Annotated in this window: 13 protein-coding genes, 2 pseudogenes and 2 riboswitches; of the genes and pseudogenes, 6 read left to right on the top strand and 9 right to left on the bottom strand. The window is 70.0% G+C overall.

Features of this window, described 5'->3' with window-relative positions; translation table 11 throughout:
- Positions 1–67: 67 nt before the first annotated feature.
- Positions 68–1,237 (bottom strand): CaiB/BaiF CoA transferase family protein, encoded by a 1,170-nt coding sequence (locus J7024_RS21420; RefSeq protein ID WP_175750853.1) that lies wholly within the window; start codon positions 1,235–1,237, stop codon positions 68–70.
- Positions 1,238–1,516: 279 nt separating this feature from the next.
- Between J7024_RS21420 and J7024_RS21415 the strand changes: the two genes are divergently transcribed.
- Positions 1,517–1,759 (top strand): hypothetical protein, encoded by a 243-nt coding sequence (locus tag J7024_RS21415; RefSeq protein ID WP_124825716.1) that lies wholly within the window; start codon positions 1,517–1,519, stop codon positions 1,757–1,759.
- Positions 1,760–1,920: 161 nt separating this feature from the next.
- Positions 1,921–2,349, top strand: coding sequence for an NUDIX hydrolase (locus J7024_RS21410; protein ID WP_234745461.1), 429 nt, complete (start codon positions 1,921–1,923; stop codon positions 2,347–2,349).
- 25 nt (positions 2,350–2,374) lie between these two features.
- Here J7024_RS21410 and J7024_RS21405 read toward each other — a convergent pair.
- The 7 genes and pseudogenes from J7024_RS21405 to cobW form a co-directional block, all read right to left on the bottom strand.
- A pseudogene (locus J7024_RS21405) lies at positions 2,375–2,700 on the bottom strand (low molecular weight protein tyrosine phosphatase family protein).
- A gap of 63 nt (positions 2,701–2,763) precedes the next feature.
- Complete coding sequence (locus J7024_RS21400; protein WP_124825718.1) at positions 2,764–3,336, bottom strand: DUF1993 domain-containing protein; 573 nt, start codon at positions 3,334–3,336, stop codon at positions 2,764–2,766.
- A 113-nt stretch (positions 3,337–3,449) separates the two neighbouring features.
- Entirely contained in the window at positions 3,450–3,902 is a 453-nt protein-coding gene (locus tag J7024_RS21395; RefSeq protein ID WP_124825719.1) for a YaiI/YqxD family protein, read from the bottom strand.
- 67 nt (positions 3,903–3,969) lie between these two features.
- A complete protein-coding gene (locus tag J7024_RS21390; protein WP_124825720.1) occupies positions 3,970–4,584 on the bottom strand; it encodes a vWA domain-containing protein in 615 nt (204 codons plus the stop codon).
- A 68-nt stretch (positions 4,585–4,652) separates the two neighbouring features.
- The gene (locus J7024_RS21385; RefSeq protein WP_234745460.1) at positions 4,653–5,735 is read right to left on the bottom strand and encodes an ATP-binding protein; all 1,083 of its coding nucleotides are present in this window, start codon (positions 5,733–5,735) and stop codon (positions 4,653–4,655) included.
- A complete protein-coding gene (gene cobN, locus J7024_RS21380; RefSeq protein WP_175770130.1) occupies positions 5,732–9,559 on the bottom strand; it encodes a cobaltochelatase subunit CobN in 3,828 nt (1,275 codons plus the stop codon). The genes J7024_RS21385 and cobN overlap by 4 nt, the downstream gene beginning before the upstream one ends.
- A 6-nt stretch (positions 9,560–9,565) precedes the next feature.
- Entirely contained in the window at positions 9,566–10,663 is a 1,098-nt protein-coding gene (gene cobW, locus J7024_RS21375) for a cobalamin biosynthesis protein CobW (protein ID WP_124825723.1), read from the bottom strand.
- 333 nt (positions 10,664–10,996) lie between these two features.
- A riboswitch (cobalamin riboswitch) is annotated at positions 10,997–11,261 on the bottom strand.
- A gap of 125 nt (positions 11,262–11,386) precedes the next feature.
- Positions 11,387–11,623, top strand: a riboswitch (cobalamin riboswitch).
- A gap of 170 nt (positions 11,624–11,793) precedes the next feature.
- On the opposite strand from cobW, the pseudogene cobA reads away from it, so the two are divergent.
- The 4 genes and pseudogenes from cobA to J7024_RS21355 all read left to right on the top strand — a co-directional run bounded on the left by cobA (position 11,794) and on the right by J7024_RS21355 (position 14,867).
- Positions 11,794–12,548 (top strand): annotated as a pseudogene (gene cobA / locus J7024_RS21370) (uroporphyrinogen-III C-methyltransferase).
- Entirely contained in the window at positions 12,548–12,922 is a 375-nt protein-coding gene (locus tag J7024_RS21365) for a cobalamin biosynthesis protein (protein WP_124825725.1), read from the top strand. Before cobA ends, J7024_RS21365 begins: the two are co-directional and overlap by 1 nt.
- A gap of 34 nt (positions 12,923–12,956) precedes the next feature.
- A complete protein-coding gene (cobO, locus tag J7024_RS21360) occupies positions 12,957–13,559 on the top strand; it encodes a cob(I)yrinic acid a,c-diamide adenosyltransferase (protein ID WP_124825726.1) in 603 nt (200 codons plus the stop codon).
- Positions 13,560–13,562: 3 nt separating this feature from the next.
- Complete coding sequence (locus J7024_RS21355; RefSeq protein ID WP_175760607.1) at positions 13,563–14,867, top strand: cobyrinate a,c-diamide synthase; 1,305 nt, start codon at positions 13,563–13,565, stop codon at positions 14,865–14,867.
- 79 nt (positions 14,868–14,946) lie between these two features.
- On the opposite strand, the gene J7024_RS21350 is transcribed toward J7024_RS21355, so the two are convergent.
- Entirely contained in the window at positions 14,947–16,110 is a 1,164-nt protein-coding gene (locus J7024_RS21350) for a M20 aminoacylase family protein (RefSeq protein ID WP_124825728.1), read from the bottom strand.
- Positions 16,111–16,240 lie beyond the last annotated feature (130 nt).

The raw sequence follows: 16,240 nt of genomic DNA, 5'->3' as shown, positions 1-16,240 counted from the left end.
CGTCGTGCGCGGTGCGGCGGGTTGTCCGAAGGGGCGTGCGGGGTGCGGCCGCCCGTCGCGATGCCGGTCAGCGCCGGCAATCGCCGTTGCCGTCGTGGTGCGCGTCGTCGGCAAAGACCTGCGCCGCGTGTTCGTTCAGCGCGGGCGGCGGCCGCCGGTACGTGGCCGGCGTGCGGCCGAGCTTGATCGGCGACGCGATGCCGCGATGCCGGCCGAGCTCGACCTTCATCCGCCGATGCGCGACGTGAGGATGGTCGAGCGCCGCATCGAGCCCGAGAACCGGTGCGCACGGCACGCCGCGGCGCATCAGCCGTTCGGCGAGCGCCGCGCCGTCGTGCGAGGCCAGCGCCGTTTCGAGCAGCGCGCGCAACGCGGCGCGGTTCGCGCTGCGCGCGCGGTTGTCGGCGAAGCGCGGATCGTCGGGCCAGTCGCGCGTGCCGAGCACGTCGCAGAGCGCCGCGAACTGTCCGTTGTTGCCGACCGCGAGAAAGATGTCGACGCCCGCGGTCGGGAAGCTGTCATACGGCGTGATGTTCGGATGCGCGTTGCCGGTGCGCACCGGCGCCTTCCCCGAATGGAAGAAGTTCGGCGTATGCGGATGCAGGATCGACAGCGCGCAGTCGAACAACGTGGATTCGACGAACTGGCCGCGCCCGCTCGCATCGCGTTCGCGCAGCGCCATCAGCACGCCGAGCGCCGCGTTCAGCCCGGTGACGAGATCGACGATCGGCACGCCCACGCGCAGCGGCGCACCGCCCGCCTCGCCGTTGACGCTCATCAGCCCGGCCAGCGCCTGCACGGCCGCGTCGTAGCCGGGCAGCCCGCCGAGCGGGCCGTCCGCGCCGAAGCCCGACACGCGGCAGTAGACGAGACGCGGAAAGCGCGCGTGCAGGGCGTCGAAGCCGAGGCCCCAGCGCTCCATCGTGCCGATCTTGAAGTTCTCGACCACCGCGTCGGCACGCTCGAGCAGCCCGAGCAGCCGCTCGCGGTCGTCGGGCTGCGTCAGGTCGAGCGCGATGCCGAGCTTGTTGCGGTTCACGCCGAGGAAATACGACGCGGTGTCGCCGTCGAACGGCGGCCCCCAGGTGCGCGTCTCGTCGCCCGACGGCGGCTCGACCTTGATCACCTCCGCGCCGTGGTCGGCGAGGATCTGCGTCGCGTACGGGCCGCCCAGCACCCGCGACAGATCGATGATGCGCAACCCTGCCAGCGCGCCCTGCTGCTCGTGTTCCGCCATGCGTCTCGCTCCTGCTTCCGGTTGATCGGACCGCCGGTTCCGTCGCGCCGGCAACTGCGGCACGGTTTTCCCGGCTGGAATAATAATTCTTGTGTGTGAATTTATATTCACACCTGGGAATTTTATTGTCAAGCTGGAAATGTCCCGGCCGACGGGCCGATAAAGCGGCCGCGCGCAACTGGGGACGACACGGAACGCAGGCTGGTTGCGGCGCGGGGCCGCCGTTCGCTAAGCTGGCGGGCAGTGCACATTTGAACTGATGAAGAAAGGCGAAGATCCATGAAACGCATGCTGCTCGCGGCCCTCGTGCTGGCGTCGACGCTGGGCGTCGCCCGCGCGCAAACCCAGACATTCCATTTCGGTGAAGGCCAGGTACAGCCTGGGGCCGCTTCGCCCACCGCACGCCCGGCGCCCCCGCGCCGGCATGTGGCACCGCCGCCACATCGCCGGCGCACCGTCCACAAGCGGCGCCACGTGCGGCACGGCAAGCCTGCGCGCTCGGGAATCTACACGCACGCGTGACGCGAAAGCCGGTGCGCGGTACAGCGCACGGAACTGTCATGAACGCCCGGTAAAATCGGCGCGGCTGCCTGCATGCCGTCGCGCCCGAGTGTCGGGTGAGGGGCCGGTTACGACCGGCCGACGCGCATTTCCTCCACGATTCAGCACCTGTTTTGCCGAACATGAGTACCGGGCCCGATACCCTCGCCATCATCAAGGAACGTGCCACGATCGTCTGCCGCCAGCGCAGCAGCGTGCTGCTGGTCGCCCGCAGCGCGGCGCGCTGGTCGCTGCCGGGCGGCACGATCCGGCGCGGCGAGACGCCGCTGGAGGCCGCGCAGCGCGAGCTGGCGGAGGAAACGCGGCTGGAGGGGCTCGCGCTCGACTATGCGGTGCAGTTCGGCGGGCTCACGAAGCTTCATCACGTATTCGTGGCCGATGTGCCCAAACACCTGACGCCGCGCGCCAGCAACGAAATCGCCCGCTGCAAGTGGTTCGACGTCGAACGGCTCGAAACGCTGCGCGCGAGCGTGCCGACGCGCAAGATCATCGAACTGTTGCACCTCGATAGTTTTTCGGTGCTTGCCGACGGGTCGCTGCGTTCGCGCTGAACGCGCCCGCGCCGGTCATACCCGGTCACGCACGCAGAAACGGGCCGGCCTTGCGTTCGAGCAGCGCGATCAGTTCGGGCTGCATGTACGCGTAGCGATCGGGAATGCCGAGGCAGATGACTTTCCGGTGCTTCAGATGCGCGCCGAATCGCGCGGACAGCTTCGCGCCGTGCGCGCGCTCCATCACGAACACGATTTCGGCCCATTCGAGCTGGTCCGCGCACAGGGGCGTGCCGCGTCGAGCGCAAGGCCCGCGGAGTCGGTTTCGACGCCCGGCCACGCGGCGAACACGGCCTCAGCCGTCGGGCTGCGCAGCCGGTTGCGGCTGCAAATGAAGAGCACGCGGGTCATGCCGGCTCGTGTGCGGATGCGTGCGCCGGTCGGCGGTGGCCGCCGCGTTGGTTCATCCGTTCCTTACCCTTGCGGAATCGTGCCGGGCCGCACGTACGCGAGCATGTGCGGCACATAATCGGCCTTGCCGAGATCGACGCCGTGATGGCGCAGGATCGCGTAGGCCGCGATCGTGTGAAAGTAGAACTGCGGCAGCGCCCAGTCGCGCGCGTACTGCTCGCCCGTCATGTCGAACGCGATGCCGTTCGGCAGTTCTAGGGCGATCGGCAGCGCCGCGCCGCCGTCGAGCGCATCGGGCGCGAGTTCGCCGAGAAACGCGATCGCGCCCGCGACGATGCCTTGCGCGTCGCTCAGCGTGCCGGGTTGCGCATCGGCGTTCCAGCCGGCTTCCCGCAACGCCAGCAGCGCGGCCGGCAGCGGCTCGCCGCGCAGCCGGTACACGGGTTCCATTGCCTGAAAACACGAGAAGCGCACCTGCGCGGCGAGCGGATACATGTCGGGCGCGAGCTTCAGCGTCAGCATCGCATCGGGCATGTCGCCCGCGGCCTGCCGGTGCGCGGCCGCCTTGTCGAGCCACGCGGCTTGTGCGCGCAGCATCTGGGTCAATGTCGGAACGAGCAGTTGGGTCGGGGACATCCTGGCACTCCGGGTAGTGGTTCGCGTCACGATATCAGCGTCGGCGAAAAACCGCACCCCTGCCGCCGTCAATGCGCCGGCGCGAAACCGGCAACGAATCGCAGCCGCGCGCGTTACGGCTTGCCATGGCGCGCAAGAAAGCGGTCGAGCTGCGACGCGAACGCCTTGCCGTCGCGTGCGCTGAACGGCGCCGGGCCGCCGGTATCGATCCCCGCGCTGCGCAGCTGATCCATCATCGCGCGCGTCGACAGGCGTTCCTCGATGTTCTCGCGGCTGAACCAGTTGCCGCGCGGGTCGAGCGCAAGCGCGCCCTTGTCGAGGACGGCGGCGGCCAGCGGGATGTCGGCGGTGATCACGAGGTCGCCCGCCTCGACGAGTTCGACGATTCGCGCATCGGCCACGTCGAAACCGGCGGGCACCTGCAGCGCCTTGATGAACGGCGACGGCGGCGTGCGCAGAAACTGGTTCGCGACCAGCGTCACGCAGATCTCGGCACGACGCGCGGCGCGAAACAGCATGTCCTTGATGACGGCGGGACACGCGTCGGCATCGACGAGTACTTGCATGGCAGGCATTCCGGTAAGCAGAAACGGCGATCATAGCGCAGCGCCGCCCATCGGCCTGCGTCGTCGATCAACCGGTCAATCCGCGGCAAAGCGATTCGGCCGTCACCCATTGCGCACCCCATGCGCCGGCGAGCCTTTCGCCCTGTCCGATCCGCACGGCCGCATCGTCGAAGTCGACGAACACGACGTGATCGGCGGCCGCCGGTTTCGGCGGCGTCTCGCGCGTGCGCCCGTCGGACAACACCCACAGCCAGCGCTGCTTGTCCGGCGCCGGCGTGCGCCGCGCGTCGCGCGCGAGCAACTGGGCGGCGGCCGCGATGCCATCGGCCAGCGGCGTGCCGCCGCCGCCGTCGACCGGTTCGAGCCAGCGCGCATTCCACCAGCGCGGCACGGCCGGGCCGAAGCGGCGCGCGGCACCGTTGCCGCCGAAGCAGATCAGCGCGGTTTCCATGCGCTCACGCGCGGCCAGATCGAAATACGCGACGATCAAACCCTTCGCGAGCGCGAGCCGTTCGCGCGAGAGCATCGACGCGGAACAGTCGAGCACGAAGCAATGCAGCGCACGCGGCGCGCCGGCCTGTTTGCGAAAGCGCAGATGCGTCGCATGCAACGGGCCGCCGCGCTTCGCGGCGAGCGTCGCGGGCCACGCAACGGCCGTGCCCGCGCGTGCGGTGCCCGGCACCCGCGCGGTCGCGCCTGAGTGCCATCGAGGACCGCGAACGGCGTTCGCGGCGGCGTCGGCTCGATGGCTCAGCGTTTTTTTAGCGGCAGCGGCACGACGCTTTTCACGTCGCGCAGCCCGGCCGGCTCGGGCGGCAGGTAGCCCCAGTCGCCTTGCGATGCGGTGGCGTCGTGCTTCGCCGCGCCCGGTTCGCCAGGCTGCCGACGGGTGTCCGGCGGCGATCGATCGTGCTGATCGCGGCGCTCGCCATTCGCCGGTGACGCGCCGGAAGACGGCGGCGCACCGGCATAGCGCCGGTGCCGCAACACCGCGTCGGCCACGCGCTCCACATGCGACACCGTCACCGCATCGGCATGCTCCAGCGCGGCAAGGGCACGCGCGGCGCGCAGCATCACGAGGTCGGCGCGCAGCCCGTCAACGGCCGCGTGGATGCACAGCGCACTGACGCGCGCATGCACCGCATCGTCGAAATCCAGCCTCGCCAGCCGCGCCCGCGCCGCACGAATTCCGTCACCGAGTTCATGCTGCTCAGTCGCATGACGCGCACGAAACGCGTCGGGATCGAGATCGAACGCCAGCCGCGCCTTCACGATCCGTTCGCGCTGCGCGGCATCGAAGCAGTTCTCGAGCTCGACCATCAGCCCGAAGCGGTCGAGCAGTTGCGGGCGCAGTTCGCCCTCCTCGGGATTCATCGTGCCGACCAGCACGAAGCGCGCATCGTGCGCATGCGACACGCCATCGCGTTCGACCACGTTCACACCGCTCGCGGCGACGTCGAGCAGCGTATCCACGAGCCCGTCGGCGAGCAGGTTCACCTCGTCGACGTACAGCACGCCGCGGTGCGCGCGCGCCAGCAGCCCGGGGCGGAAGCGCACGCCGTTTTCGGCGAGCGCATGCGCGAGGTCGAGCGTGCCCGTCACCTGCTCGTCGCTCGCCGACAGCGGCAGCGTGACGAACTCGCCTTCGGGCAGCAGTTCCGCGAGCGCGCGTGCGGCGGTCGATTTCGCGGTGCCGCGCGGCCCGCTGACGAGCACGCCGCCGAGCGACGGGTCGATCGCCGCGAGCAGCAGCGCCTGTTGCAACGGCTGCTGCGCGACCAGCGCCGCGAACGGGAACACCGCGCGGGCGCGGTGCGTCGTCGGATCGGTCATCGCCTTCCTCCTTCCTGCAGTTGTTCGCTCGCGAGCCAGACCACTTCGATCCGCTCGTGATAGTCGCCCGGCCGCTGCCACAGCCCGCGCTGCATCGCTTCGACGAAGCGTTCGCAAATGCCGTGCAGCGCCTTCGGGTTGTGCCGTTCGAGGAACGCGCGCGTGTCGTCGTCGAACAGGTAGGCGTCGGCAACGAGCGCGTACTGGTGATCCGACAGCACGCGCGCGGTCGCGTCGTAGCCGTACAGATAGTCGACGGTCGCGGCCATTTCCGCCGCGCCCTTGTAGCCGTGACGCTTCACGCCGTCGAGCCATTTCGGGTTGACGACGCGCGAGCGGATCACGCGAGCGATTTCCTCGCGCAGCGTGCGCATCTTCGGCGCGGCCGGGTTCGCGTGATCGCCGTGGTAGATGCTCGGCTGCTGCCCGGACAGGTGCCGCACGGCCGCCGTCATCCCGCCCTGGAACTGGTAGTAGTCGTTCGAATCGAGGAGGTCGTGCTCGCGGCTGTCCTGGTTCTGCACGACGACGTCGATCGTGGCGAGCCGCTCGCCGAACACGTCGGGCGCGGCATCGCCCGCGCTGTTCTGCGCGTAGGCATGGCCGCCCCACTGGCGGTATGCGTCGGCGAGATCGGCGTCGGTCTGCCAGCGGCGCCGGTCGATCAGGTCCTGCAGGCCCGCGCCGTAGCTGCCCGGCCGCGCGCCGAACACGCGCCAGCCGGCACGGCGCCGCGCTTCGTCGGGCGCCACGCCCCGCGCGATCCACTGCTCGCGTTCGCGCTCGATGCGCGCGCGGATCGGGTTCAGTTCCTCCGGCTCGTCGAGCGCGGCCACTGCCTGCACGGCCGCGTCGAACAGGTGCATCAGGTTCGGGAACGCATCGCGGAAGAAGCCCGACACGCGCAGCGTCACGTCGATGCGCGGCCGGTCGAAGATCTCGATCGGCAGGATCTCGAAGTCGGTCACGCGATGGCTGCCGTGCGCCCATTTCGGCCGCACGCCGATGAGCGCGAACGCCTGTGCGATATCGTCGCCGCCGGTGCGCATCGTCGCGGTGCCCCAGACCGACAGCCCGATCGCGCGCGGATAGTCGCCGTGATCCTGCAGATGGCGCTCGATCAGTTGCTGCGCGGATTTCAGCCCGAGCGACCAGGCGGCCTGCGTCGGCACCGCGCGCGTGTCGACCGAGTAGAAGTTGCGGCCCGTGGGCAGCACGTCGGGACGGCCGCGCGACGGCGAACCGCTCGGCCCCGGCGGCACGAAGCGGCCGTCGAGCCCGCGCAGCAACTGGCGCATTTCCTCGCCGCCGCATGCGTCGAGCGCGGGGATCAGCGTCGAGCGCACGCGGTCGATCACCGCGAGCGTGTGCGGCCATTCGCCGGGCGGTGTCGTGTCGATGCCGCAAGCACCGGAATTGCCGTCGTCGTCGCAAGCGGCCGGGCACAGCCCGTCGAGCCACCGCTGCGCGAGCCATTCGAGCCGCTCGCGCGTATCGCCCGCATGACGCCACGGCGACGCATCGAGCGCCTGCAGGACCGACGGCCGCGGCCCGGTCCACGGCACGGCCCAGTCGGCCGCGAGCGGATCGAAATCGTCGCCGAGCGCGAGATCGCGCGCGAGCGCACCGATCAGCCCGGCCCGTTCGCCCTTGCCGTCGCCGACCGGAAAGCGCGCGAGCGCGAGCAGCGTGTCGCGCCGCTGGCGATCGGCCGGCGACGCGCCGAACACGTGCAGCCCGTCGCGGATCTGCGCTTCCTTCAGTTCGCACAGCCACGCGTCGACGCGCGTGAGCAGCGCGTCCTCGTCGCCCGTGTCGCGCGGCGGCGATACGCTCAGTTCGTCGTGCAGCCGATGCTCGGCGATCGTCGCGAGGATCGTCTTGCGCAGCAGCTTCGCGCGCCGCGCGTCGACCATCAGCGCTTCGTAGTATTCGTCGACCTGCCGCTCGAGATCCTGCAGCGGACCGTAGTTTTCCGCGCGCGTGAGCGGCGGCATCAGGTGATCGACGATCACGGCCTGCGCGCGGCGCTTCGCCTGGCTGCCCTCGCCCGGATCGTTGACGATGAACGGATACAGATGCGGCAGCGGCCCGAGCGTCAGGTCGGGCCAGCACGCGTCGGACAGCGCGACGCTCTTGCCCGGCAGCCATTCGAGATTGCCGTGCTTGCCGAGGTGGATGACCGCGTCGATGCCGAAGGCATCGCGCAGCCAGAAATAGAACGCGAGATACGCGTGCGGGGGCACGAGGTCCGCATCGTGGTAGCTCGCATAGTCGTTCTCGTCGCGCGAACGCGACGGCTGGATGCCGACGAACACGTTGCCCGCGCGCCAGCCGGCGATCGTGAAGCGCCCCTGCCGCAGCGTCGGGTCGGCTTCGGGCGGCCCCCAGCGTTCGTTCAGCGCGTCGCGCACCGCGGCCGGCAGCCGCGCGAAATGCGCGACGTAGTCGGCCAGCGCGAGACTCTGGAACGCCGGGCGCAGTGCGTGCACGGCCGGGTCGTTGGTCACGCCTTCGGTGAGCCGCTCGATCAGCGCGTCGCCGTCGGCCGGCAATTCGGCCACCGCGTAGCCCGCCTCGCGCAACGCCGCGAGCACGCGCAGCGCGGACGCCGGCGTATCGAGCCCGACGCCGTTGCCGATCCGCCCTTCGCTTTGCGGATAGTTCGCGAGAATCAGCGCGATGCGTTTGTCGGCATTGTCGAGCGTGCGCAGCCGGCACCAGCCGCGCGCGAGCGCCGCGACGAACGCGATCCGTTCGGCATCCGGCTGATAGCGCACGACGTCGACTTCGGTGTGCGGGCAACGATACGCGAGCCCCTTGAAGCTCACCGCGCGCGTGACGATGCGCCCGTCGACTTCAGGCAACGCGATGTGCATCGCGATGTCGCGCGCATGCAGCCCCTGGTTGTCGGCCACCCACGCGTCGCGATTGCCGCCGGACAGGATCACCTGCAGCACGGGAGCGTCGCCGGCCAGCACGTCGGGTTCGGGGCTGTCGATCGCGCCCGCCGCGAACGCGGTGGTGTTCAATACGAGCGCGACGTCATGCGTGTCGCAGAGTTGCGTGATGACCTCGCGGCTCACCGCGTCCTTCAGCGACGTGACCGCGATCGGCAGCGGATTGAGCCCTTCGCGCACGAGCGCATCGGCGAGCGCGTCGAACACGGCGGTGTTCGCGGCCTGCCAGTGCGCGCGATAGAACAGGATCGCGACGACGGGCGCGCCGGGCGTCCAGCGCGTACGCCAGTCGTCGATGCTCGCCGTGTCGCGTGCCGGGTGATACAGCGCCGCGGCCGGCAGCGGCCGCGGCGGCTCGGGCTCGTCGCCGAAGCCGAGCGTATGGAAGGCAATGCTGCGCAGCAGCGCGGCGGCGTTGTGCAGCCCGCCTTCGCGCAGGTAGCGCCACCACAGCCGGCACAGGTCCGGCGTGACCGTGCTCTTCGCGACGAGGTTCGGGTCTTCCTGCAGGTCGCCCGAGAACATCGCGAGCCGTTGCCTTTGCTTCGACGCGAGCGTCACGGCCTGCTCGATTCCGTACGGCCAGTACGCTTCGCCGCCGAGATGGTCGATCACGACCGTCTTCGCGTGGCGCAGCACGTCGTCGACATAGAAGTCGACCGACGCCGGCTGCCGCAGGAACGTGACGTTCGCGAGCCGGACGCTCGGAAAACCCGCCGGCATCGTCGGCACGACGCTCGCCAGCAGCGACAGCGTCGTGTCGGCCGAACTCAGGATCACGATGTCGGCCGGCTGCTGGTCGATCCGGACGACACCCTGCGTATCGTCGACGAAGCCGCCCGGCGTGGTGCGCAGCAGATGCATCGTGCGTTACGCCTGTTGCGTCCGGGCCGCGCACGCGGCGTCGAACGCGCGTTGCAGCGCGGCCGCGTCGAGATCCTCGCCGATCAGCACGAAGCGGCTCGCGCGCGTTTCGCCGTCCTGCCAGCGACGATCGAAATAGCTGTCGAAACGACGGCCGACGCCCTGGATCACGAGCCGCATCGGCGCACCGGGCAGCGCCGCGAAGCCTTTCGCGCGGTAGATCGTGTGCGTCTCGACGACACGTTGCAGCGCGGCGATCGTCGCTTCGCGCGAACCCGCATCGCCCGACACGACGACCGAATCGAAATCGTCGTGATGGTGGTCGTGGTCGCCGTCGTCGGCCGAGCCGTGATGGTCGTGACGCAGATGGATGGTTGCCTCCGACGCGGATTCGAGCCCGAGCAGCATCGCGAGATCCAGTTCGCCGCGCGTCGCGCGCACGATCTTCACCTGCGGCGGGATGTCTTCGCGGATCGCGGCTTCGACTTCCGCGAACTGCGCGTCGCCGACGAGGTCGGCCTTGTTCACGATCACGAGATCGGCCGACGACAGCTGGTCGGCGAACAGTTCGTGCAGCGGCGATTCGTGGTCGAGATTCGGATCGGCGCGACGCTGCGCGTCGACGGCCTGCGGGTTTGCCGCGAACTGGCCGCTCGCGGCGGCCGGCCCGTCGACGACGGTCACGACCGCGTCGACCGTGAAGCTGTTGCGGATCGTCGGCCAGTTGAACGCCTGCACGAGCGGCTTCGGCAACGCGAGGCCCGAGGTCTCGATCAGCACGTGGTCGATGTCGGCGCGGCGCTCGACGAGCGCCTCCATCACCGGATAGAACTCTTCCTGCACGGTGCAGCACAGGCAGCCGTTCGCGAGTTCGTACAACTGGCCCGCCGCCTCGCCCTGAGCGCCGTCCGCGCCGTCTGCGTCCTCGCAGCCGATGCCACAGCCCTTGAGGATTTCGCCGTCGATGCCGAGTTCGCCGAACTCGTTGACGATCACCGCGATGCGGCGGCCTTCGGCGTGCTGCAGGATGTGGCGCATCAGCGTGGTCTTGCCGCTGCCGAGAAAGCCCGTGACGATCGTGACGGGAAGCTTGCGTAGGGACATGGTAGATCCTGTGTCGAGAATGGAATCAGGCCGGGATCGTCGCGTCGGATGCGGCGCGGCATGTCAGCTGGCGGATCGCGGGAAGGTCGTGGCGCAGTCCGGACGGACGGCCGCGGAACGGACGGAACGACGAATCGGACATGACGCTTCCTTGCGAACGGTCGACATGGTGAATGCCAACACGGCCGTCGTGGGCCCTGCTCCCGCGCTGCCTGCCGTTCGTCGCGCCGGCCCGGGCGCGCAGGCGCGGCGGGCCAATCGGCGAAGAAAGCGGGAAACGCTCGGGCGTCGGGCGTGCTGCGGCCGTGGACGATGCGCCGCCTCCCCGCGGCGCTGAACCCCAACGTTTCGGCCGGTATCCGGGCTGACGAACACGCCGCTTCGCCTTCCCGGATGCACGCGGCATCCAGTGGCGGTCGTCCGCATGCGGCTGGCATGCGGCGAAGCGGCGCTGCATCGCGCTGGGCGCGACGCGTTCGCTTACCGTTGCGGGGGCAGCACAGGTTGGCTCGACTGCGGCGCAGTCACGCTCCCTGTTTCCCGTTTAACTGCGCGCGCCGGAGGAGCGCGCGCGAGCACCAAAACGCGTGCGAGTGTAGGCGGCGGTGCGGGGAGCGTCAAGGCGAAACGGGCTACCGCGGGATGTTCGGCACGGCCGCGGCACCGTGCGGGAAGCCGCATCCGGCGCCCGCGTGACGGGTTCGCGCGAATCGGTCGCTGTGCTATCGTATGCGCCGCGTTCGGTGCTCGCACGCGCATTTGCGCGCATGCAGTCAAACGGGAAACAGGAGGCGAATGTCCGCCCGGCCTGTGCTGTCCCCGCAACGGTACGCCGCCCGCGCGCCGCGCTTGCCGCGCGCGCGCCCAGGCCGCCCGCGATGCCACTGCCCTTCAGCGGGCGGGAAGGCTGCGGCCTGGCAAGCGGCCAGCCCGGATACCGGCCGACGCAAGGGGCGAGCCCGATGCTCGCCGAACGCCCGGTCCGCGGGGGACGGATGGGGTGCGTATTCCGCCCGCGCTCGCGCGGGCTTCGCTCGATCGATCATGTCTTGCCTGTCCGTCGGCAGCCGATGTGCCGCCCGCTTTCCCCTTTCCACTGCTTCGACACGGTGCGCGCCGTGCCGCCCGCGATGAGCCGCGCATGGCTCGTCGGCGCCGGCCCGGGCGATGCCGATCTGCTGACGCTGAAGGCCGTGCGCGCGATCGCCGCGGCCGACGTGCTGCTCGTCGACGATCTCGTGAACCCCGACGTGCTGTGCCACGCGCGCGCCGACGCGCGCATCGAGCATGTCGGCAAGCGCGGTGGCCATGCGTCGACGCCGCAGGACGCGATCGTCGCCGCGATGCTCGCGCACCTGCGCGCGGGCCGCAGCGTCGCGCGGCTCAAGGGCGGCGATCCGTTCGTGTTCGGCCGCGGCGGCGAGGAATTGCTCGCACTCGGTGCGGCCGGGTTCCCGGTCGAAGTCGTCAACGGCATCACGGCCGGCATCGCCGCGCCGGCCGCGCTCGGCATTCCCGTCACGCATCGCGGCGACGCGCAGGGCGTGATCTTCGTCACGGGCCACGGTGCGGGCGCCGACGAACCCGACTGGCGCGCGCTGGCCGCCACGCGCATGACGATCGTGATCTACATGGGCATTCGCCGGCTCGACGCGATCGCGGCCGCGCTGCGCGACGGCGGGCTGGCCGGCGACACGCCGTGCGCGGCGATCGAGAACGCGACGCGTGACGGGCAGCGGCACGTGCTCGCGACGCTCGATACGGTGGTCGAACGCGTCGGCGCGACCGGTAGTCGGCTCGCCGGCGATCAGTCGTGATCGGCCGGGTCGCGGCGCTTGCCGACGACCCGGCGGTGCGCGCGGCGCTCGGCGGTAGCGGCGCGTGATGCGCGTCGCGCTCGGCGTCGGTTTCCGCGCGGGCGTGACGGCCGCACAACTCGATGCCGCGATCCGCGCAGCGCTCGCGCGTTACCCGGCCGTCGAGCCGGCCGTCGTCGCGACGCTCGCCGACAAGGCCCGCGCGCGTGCGCTGCGCACGCTGTGCGCGCGGCGCGGCTGGCCGCTCGTCGCATTCGACGCGGCGCAGCTCGCGCATTGTCCCGAACCGGCGCCGAGTGTGCCGTCGGCGGCCGCGCTTGCGCGTTTCGGCGTCGCCGGCGTGGCCGAACCCTGTGCGCAGCTCGCGGCGCCGCATGGCCGGCTGCTCGGCCCCAAATCCATCCTGGGCGGCGTGACGGTTGCACTCGCCGGCCCGCTCTGAACCCTTTGTTTCGCTTTCGACAGGACGACTCCCGATGAAGACCGATGCCGAATCCCATCAACGGATGACCGAACGCCGCCGCGCCGGCCATGAAAAGAAGCAGGCCGCCGCCACGCACGAGAAGGGCCTGCTGATCGTCAACACCGGCAACGGCAAGGGCAAGAGCACGGCCGCGTTCGGCATGGCCGTGCGCGTGCTCGGCCACGGCATGCGACTCGGTGTCGTGCAGTTCATCAAGGGCGCGCTGCACACGTCCGAGCGCGATTTCCTCGGCGCGGTCGCGGAGTGCGACTTCGTGACGATGGGCGACGGCTATACATGGAACACGCAGAACCGCGACGCCGACATCGCGACCGCCCGCAAGGGTTGGGACGAGGCGCGCCGGATGATCGAAAGCGGCGAATACCGGATGGTGATCCTCGACGAGCTGAACACCGTGCTGAAGTACGAATACCTGCCGCTCGACGAAGTGCTCGCGACGCTCGCCGCGCGACCGGATGCGGTGCATGTCGTCGTCACCGGGCGGCATGCGCCCGATGCGCTGATCGACGCGGCCGACCTCGTCACCGAAATGCGGCTCGTCAAGCATCCGTACAAGGAGCAAGGCGTAAAGGCACAGCGCGGCGTGGAGTTCTGACCGATGCCGGCCTGCCCCGCGCTGTTCGTCAGCGCACCCGCGTCCGGACAGGGCAAGACATCGGTGACGGCCGGCCTCGCGCGGCTGCACCGGCGGCTCGGCCGGCGCGTGCGCGTGTTCAAGACCGGGCCCGATTTTCTCGATCCGATGCTGCTCGAGCGCGCGAGCGGCGCGCCCGTGCATGCGCTGGACCTCGGAATGGTCGGTGAAGCCGGATGCCGCGCGCTGCTCGCCGAGGCCGCGCGCGACGCCGACCTGATCCTGATCGAAGGCGTGATGGGGCTGTTCGACGGCACGCCGAGCAGTGCCGATCTCGCGACGACGTTCGGCGTGCCGGTCGTCGCGGTGATTTCCGCGAAGGCGATGGCGCAAACCTTCGCGGCGATCGCGTTCGGGCTCGCGCGGTTCCGGCCCGGGGTGCCGTTTTACGGCGTGCTGGCGAACCGTGTCGGGTCGCCGCGCCACGCGGAACTGCTGCGGCAGGCGCTGCCCGACGACTTGCGCTGGCTCGGGCACGTGCCGGCCGATGCGGGCATCGCGCTGCCGGAGCGGCATCTCGGGCTGCACCAGCCGGCCGATATCGACGATCTCGACGCACGGCTCGATCGCGCGGCCGACGTGCTCGCGCACACCGCGCTTGCCGAGTTGCCGCCTGCCGTCACGTTCGCGGAACCGGACGTTGTCGCTCTGCTGCCGCGCGCGCTCGCCGGCAAGCGAATCGCGATCGCCCGCGATGCGGCGTTCTCGTTCATCTATCCGGCCAATCTCGCGCTGCTCGATACGCTCGGCGCGCAGTTGCGGTTCTTTTCGCCGCTTGCCGACGAACCCGTGCCCGACGATTGCGATGCGCTGTTCCTGCCGGGCGGCTATCCGGAGCTGCATGCGGCGACGCTGGCGGCGAATGCCGTGACCGCGCGGACGATTCGCATGCACGCGGCGGCCGGTCGGCCGATCGTCGCGGAATGCGGCGGGATGGTGTATCTGTGCGAATCGCTGACCGACGTGGAGGGCGTCACGACGCCGATGCTCGGACTGCTGTCAGGCCAAGCGACAATGCAGCGCCGGTTCGCGGCGCTCGGCATGCAGCGACTCGATACGTGCACCGGGCCGATGCGCGGTCATACGTTTCATTATTCTCGGCTGGATACGCCGCTGGTGCCGGTCGCGACCGCCGCCCGGCCCGATGGCGAGGCTGGCAGCGGCGAAGCCGTTTATCGCGCGGGCGCGATCGTCGCGACGTACATGCACATGTACTGGCCGTCGAATCCGGATGCGGCGGCGGCGTTGTTCGGCGGGGACGCGTTCTAGCCTGGCCGATGTCCCAATTGGTCTCGGGCAGCCGGGACCAGCGCACGCATGCACGGCCCCGGACCTCACGCGCCATCCGTCACACCAGGAACGTCTCGGCCAGCCTGACCCAGTACGACGCACCGGTCGGCAGTGCCGCGTCGTTGAAGTCGTAGCCGGGGTTGTGCACCATGCAGCCGCCCTCCCCGTCGCCGTTGCCGATGATCAGGTAGCAGCCCGGCCGCTGCTCGAGCAGGAACGCGAAATCCTCGCTGCCGGTGAGCGGCACCATCCCGTCGATCAGGTTCGCTTCGCCGACCCACTCGCGCGCGACGCCGCGTGCGAACGCGGTCATCTCCGCATCGTTGACGAGTACCGGGTAGCGCCGCTGGTAGTCGATCGTCGCGGTCGCGCCGAACACGGCCGCCTGCGCGTGAATGACTTCCTTGATGCGCGTTTCGAGCAGGTCGCGCACCTCGGGCTTCAGCGCGCGCACGGACAGGCGCATCTGCGCGCGATCGGGAATCACGTTCGGCGCCTCGCCCGCGTGGATCGCGCCGACCGTGACGATCGCCATGTCGAGCGGCGACACGTTGCGCGACACGATCGTCTGCAGCGCGACGACGATCTGCGCACACACGACGACCGGATCGATCGCCTTGTGCGGCACCGCGCCGTGGCCGCCGCGCCCCTGCACGTCGACGATCACGGTATCCGACGACGCCATGAACGGCCCCGGCAGGAAGCCCAGCTTGCCCGTCGGGAAACCGGGCATGTTGTGCATCGCGAAGATCGCGTCGCACGGAAACAGATCGAACAGCCCGTCGTCGAGCATTTGCTTCGCGCCGCCGAGCCCTTCTTCGGCCGGCTGGAAAATCAGGTTCAGCGTGCCGGAGAAACGGCGCTCGCGCGCCAGGTGCTTCGCGGCCGCGAGCAGCATCGCCGTGTGGCCGTCGTGGCCGCATGCGTGCATCTTGCCGGCGATCGTGCTCTGGTACGGCAGGCCGGTCGATTCGTGGATCGGCAGCGCGTCCATGTCGGCGCGCAGGCCGAGGCGCTGCGTGCCGTTGCCGACTTTCAACTGCGCGACGACGCCCGTGCCGCCGAGCCCGCGATGCACCGTGTAGCCCCACCCTTGCAACTGCTCGGCGACGAGGTCACTCGTCGCGAATTCCTCGAAACCCAGCTCGGGGTGAGCATGGATGCGGTGCCGGATCTCGATCATTTCGTCGGCGAGGCCTGCGGGGATCACGCTGTGCGTCACGGTGTCGTCTCCTGTTGTCCAGTGGGGAATGTGCAGGCAAGGATAGTCCGTTGAGCGACAACCGGACAGACATAAAGTCGTCGTGGCGACAACTACTGGTTGCTGGTTGATCATGCCGGCGCGGGACGAA

Origin of the sequence: Burkholderia sp. WTPI3, from assembly GCF_021483755.1 — a bacterium.
Lineage (GTDB): Bacteria > Pseudomonadota > Gammaproteobacteria > Burkholderiales > Burkholderiaceae > Burkholderia.
The sequence above is the reverse complement of the archived record's forward strand: the minus strand, read 5'-3'. Positions and strand labels throughout refer to the sequence as shown.

What these genes read in the sequence shown, in the direction of transcription:
- cobW (WP_124825723.1), bottom strand. Translation starts at nt 10,663, where the DNA reads ATGTCCCTACGCAAGCTTCCCGTCACGATCGTCACGGGCTTTCTCGGC.
- cobN (WP_175770130.1), bottom strand. Translation starts at nt 9,559, where the DNA reads ATGCATCTGCTGCGCACCACGCCGGGCGGCTTCGTCGACGATACGCAG.
- cobO (WP_124825726.1), top strand. Translation starts at nt 12,957, where the DNA reads ATGAAGACCGATGCCGAATCCCATCAACGGATGACCGAACGCCGCCGC.
- J7024_RS21420 (WP_175750853.1), bottom strand. Translation starts at nt 1,237, where the DNA reads ATGGCGGAACACGAGCAGCAGGGCGCGCTGGCAGGGTTGCGCATCATC.
- J7024_RS21385 (WP_234745460.1), bottom strand. Translation starts at nt 5,735, where the DNA reads ATGACCGATCCGACGACGCACCGCGCCCGCGCGGTGTTCCCGTTCGCG.
- J7024_RS21410 (WP_234745461.1), top strand. Translation starts at nt 1,921, where the DNA reads ATGAGTACCGGGCCCGATACCCTCGCCATCATCAAGGAACGTGCCACG.
- J7024_RS21400 (WP_124825718.1), bottom strand. Translation starts at nt 3,336, where the DNA reads ATGTCCCCGACCCAACTGCTCGTTCCGACATTGACCCAGATGCTGCGC.
- J7024_RS21355 (WP_175760607.1), top strand. Translation starts at nt 13,563, where the DNA reads ATGCCGGCCTGCCCCGCGCTGTTCGTCAGCGCACCCGCGTCCGGACAG.
- J7024_RS21395 (WP_124825719.1), bottom strand. Translation starts at nt 3,902, where the DNA reads ATGCAAGTACTCGTCGATGCCGACGCGTGTCCCGCCGTCATCAAGGAC.
- J7024_RS21365 (WP_124825725.1), top strand. Translation starts at nt 12,548, where the DNA reads ATGCGCGTCGCGCTCGGCGTCGGTTTCCGCGCGGGCGTGACGGCCGCA.
- J7024_RS21415 (WP_124825716.1), top strand. Translation starts at nt 1,517, where the DNA reads ATGAAACGCATGCTGCTCGCGGCCCTCGTGCTGGCGTCGACGCTGGGC.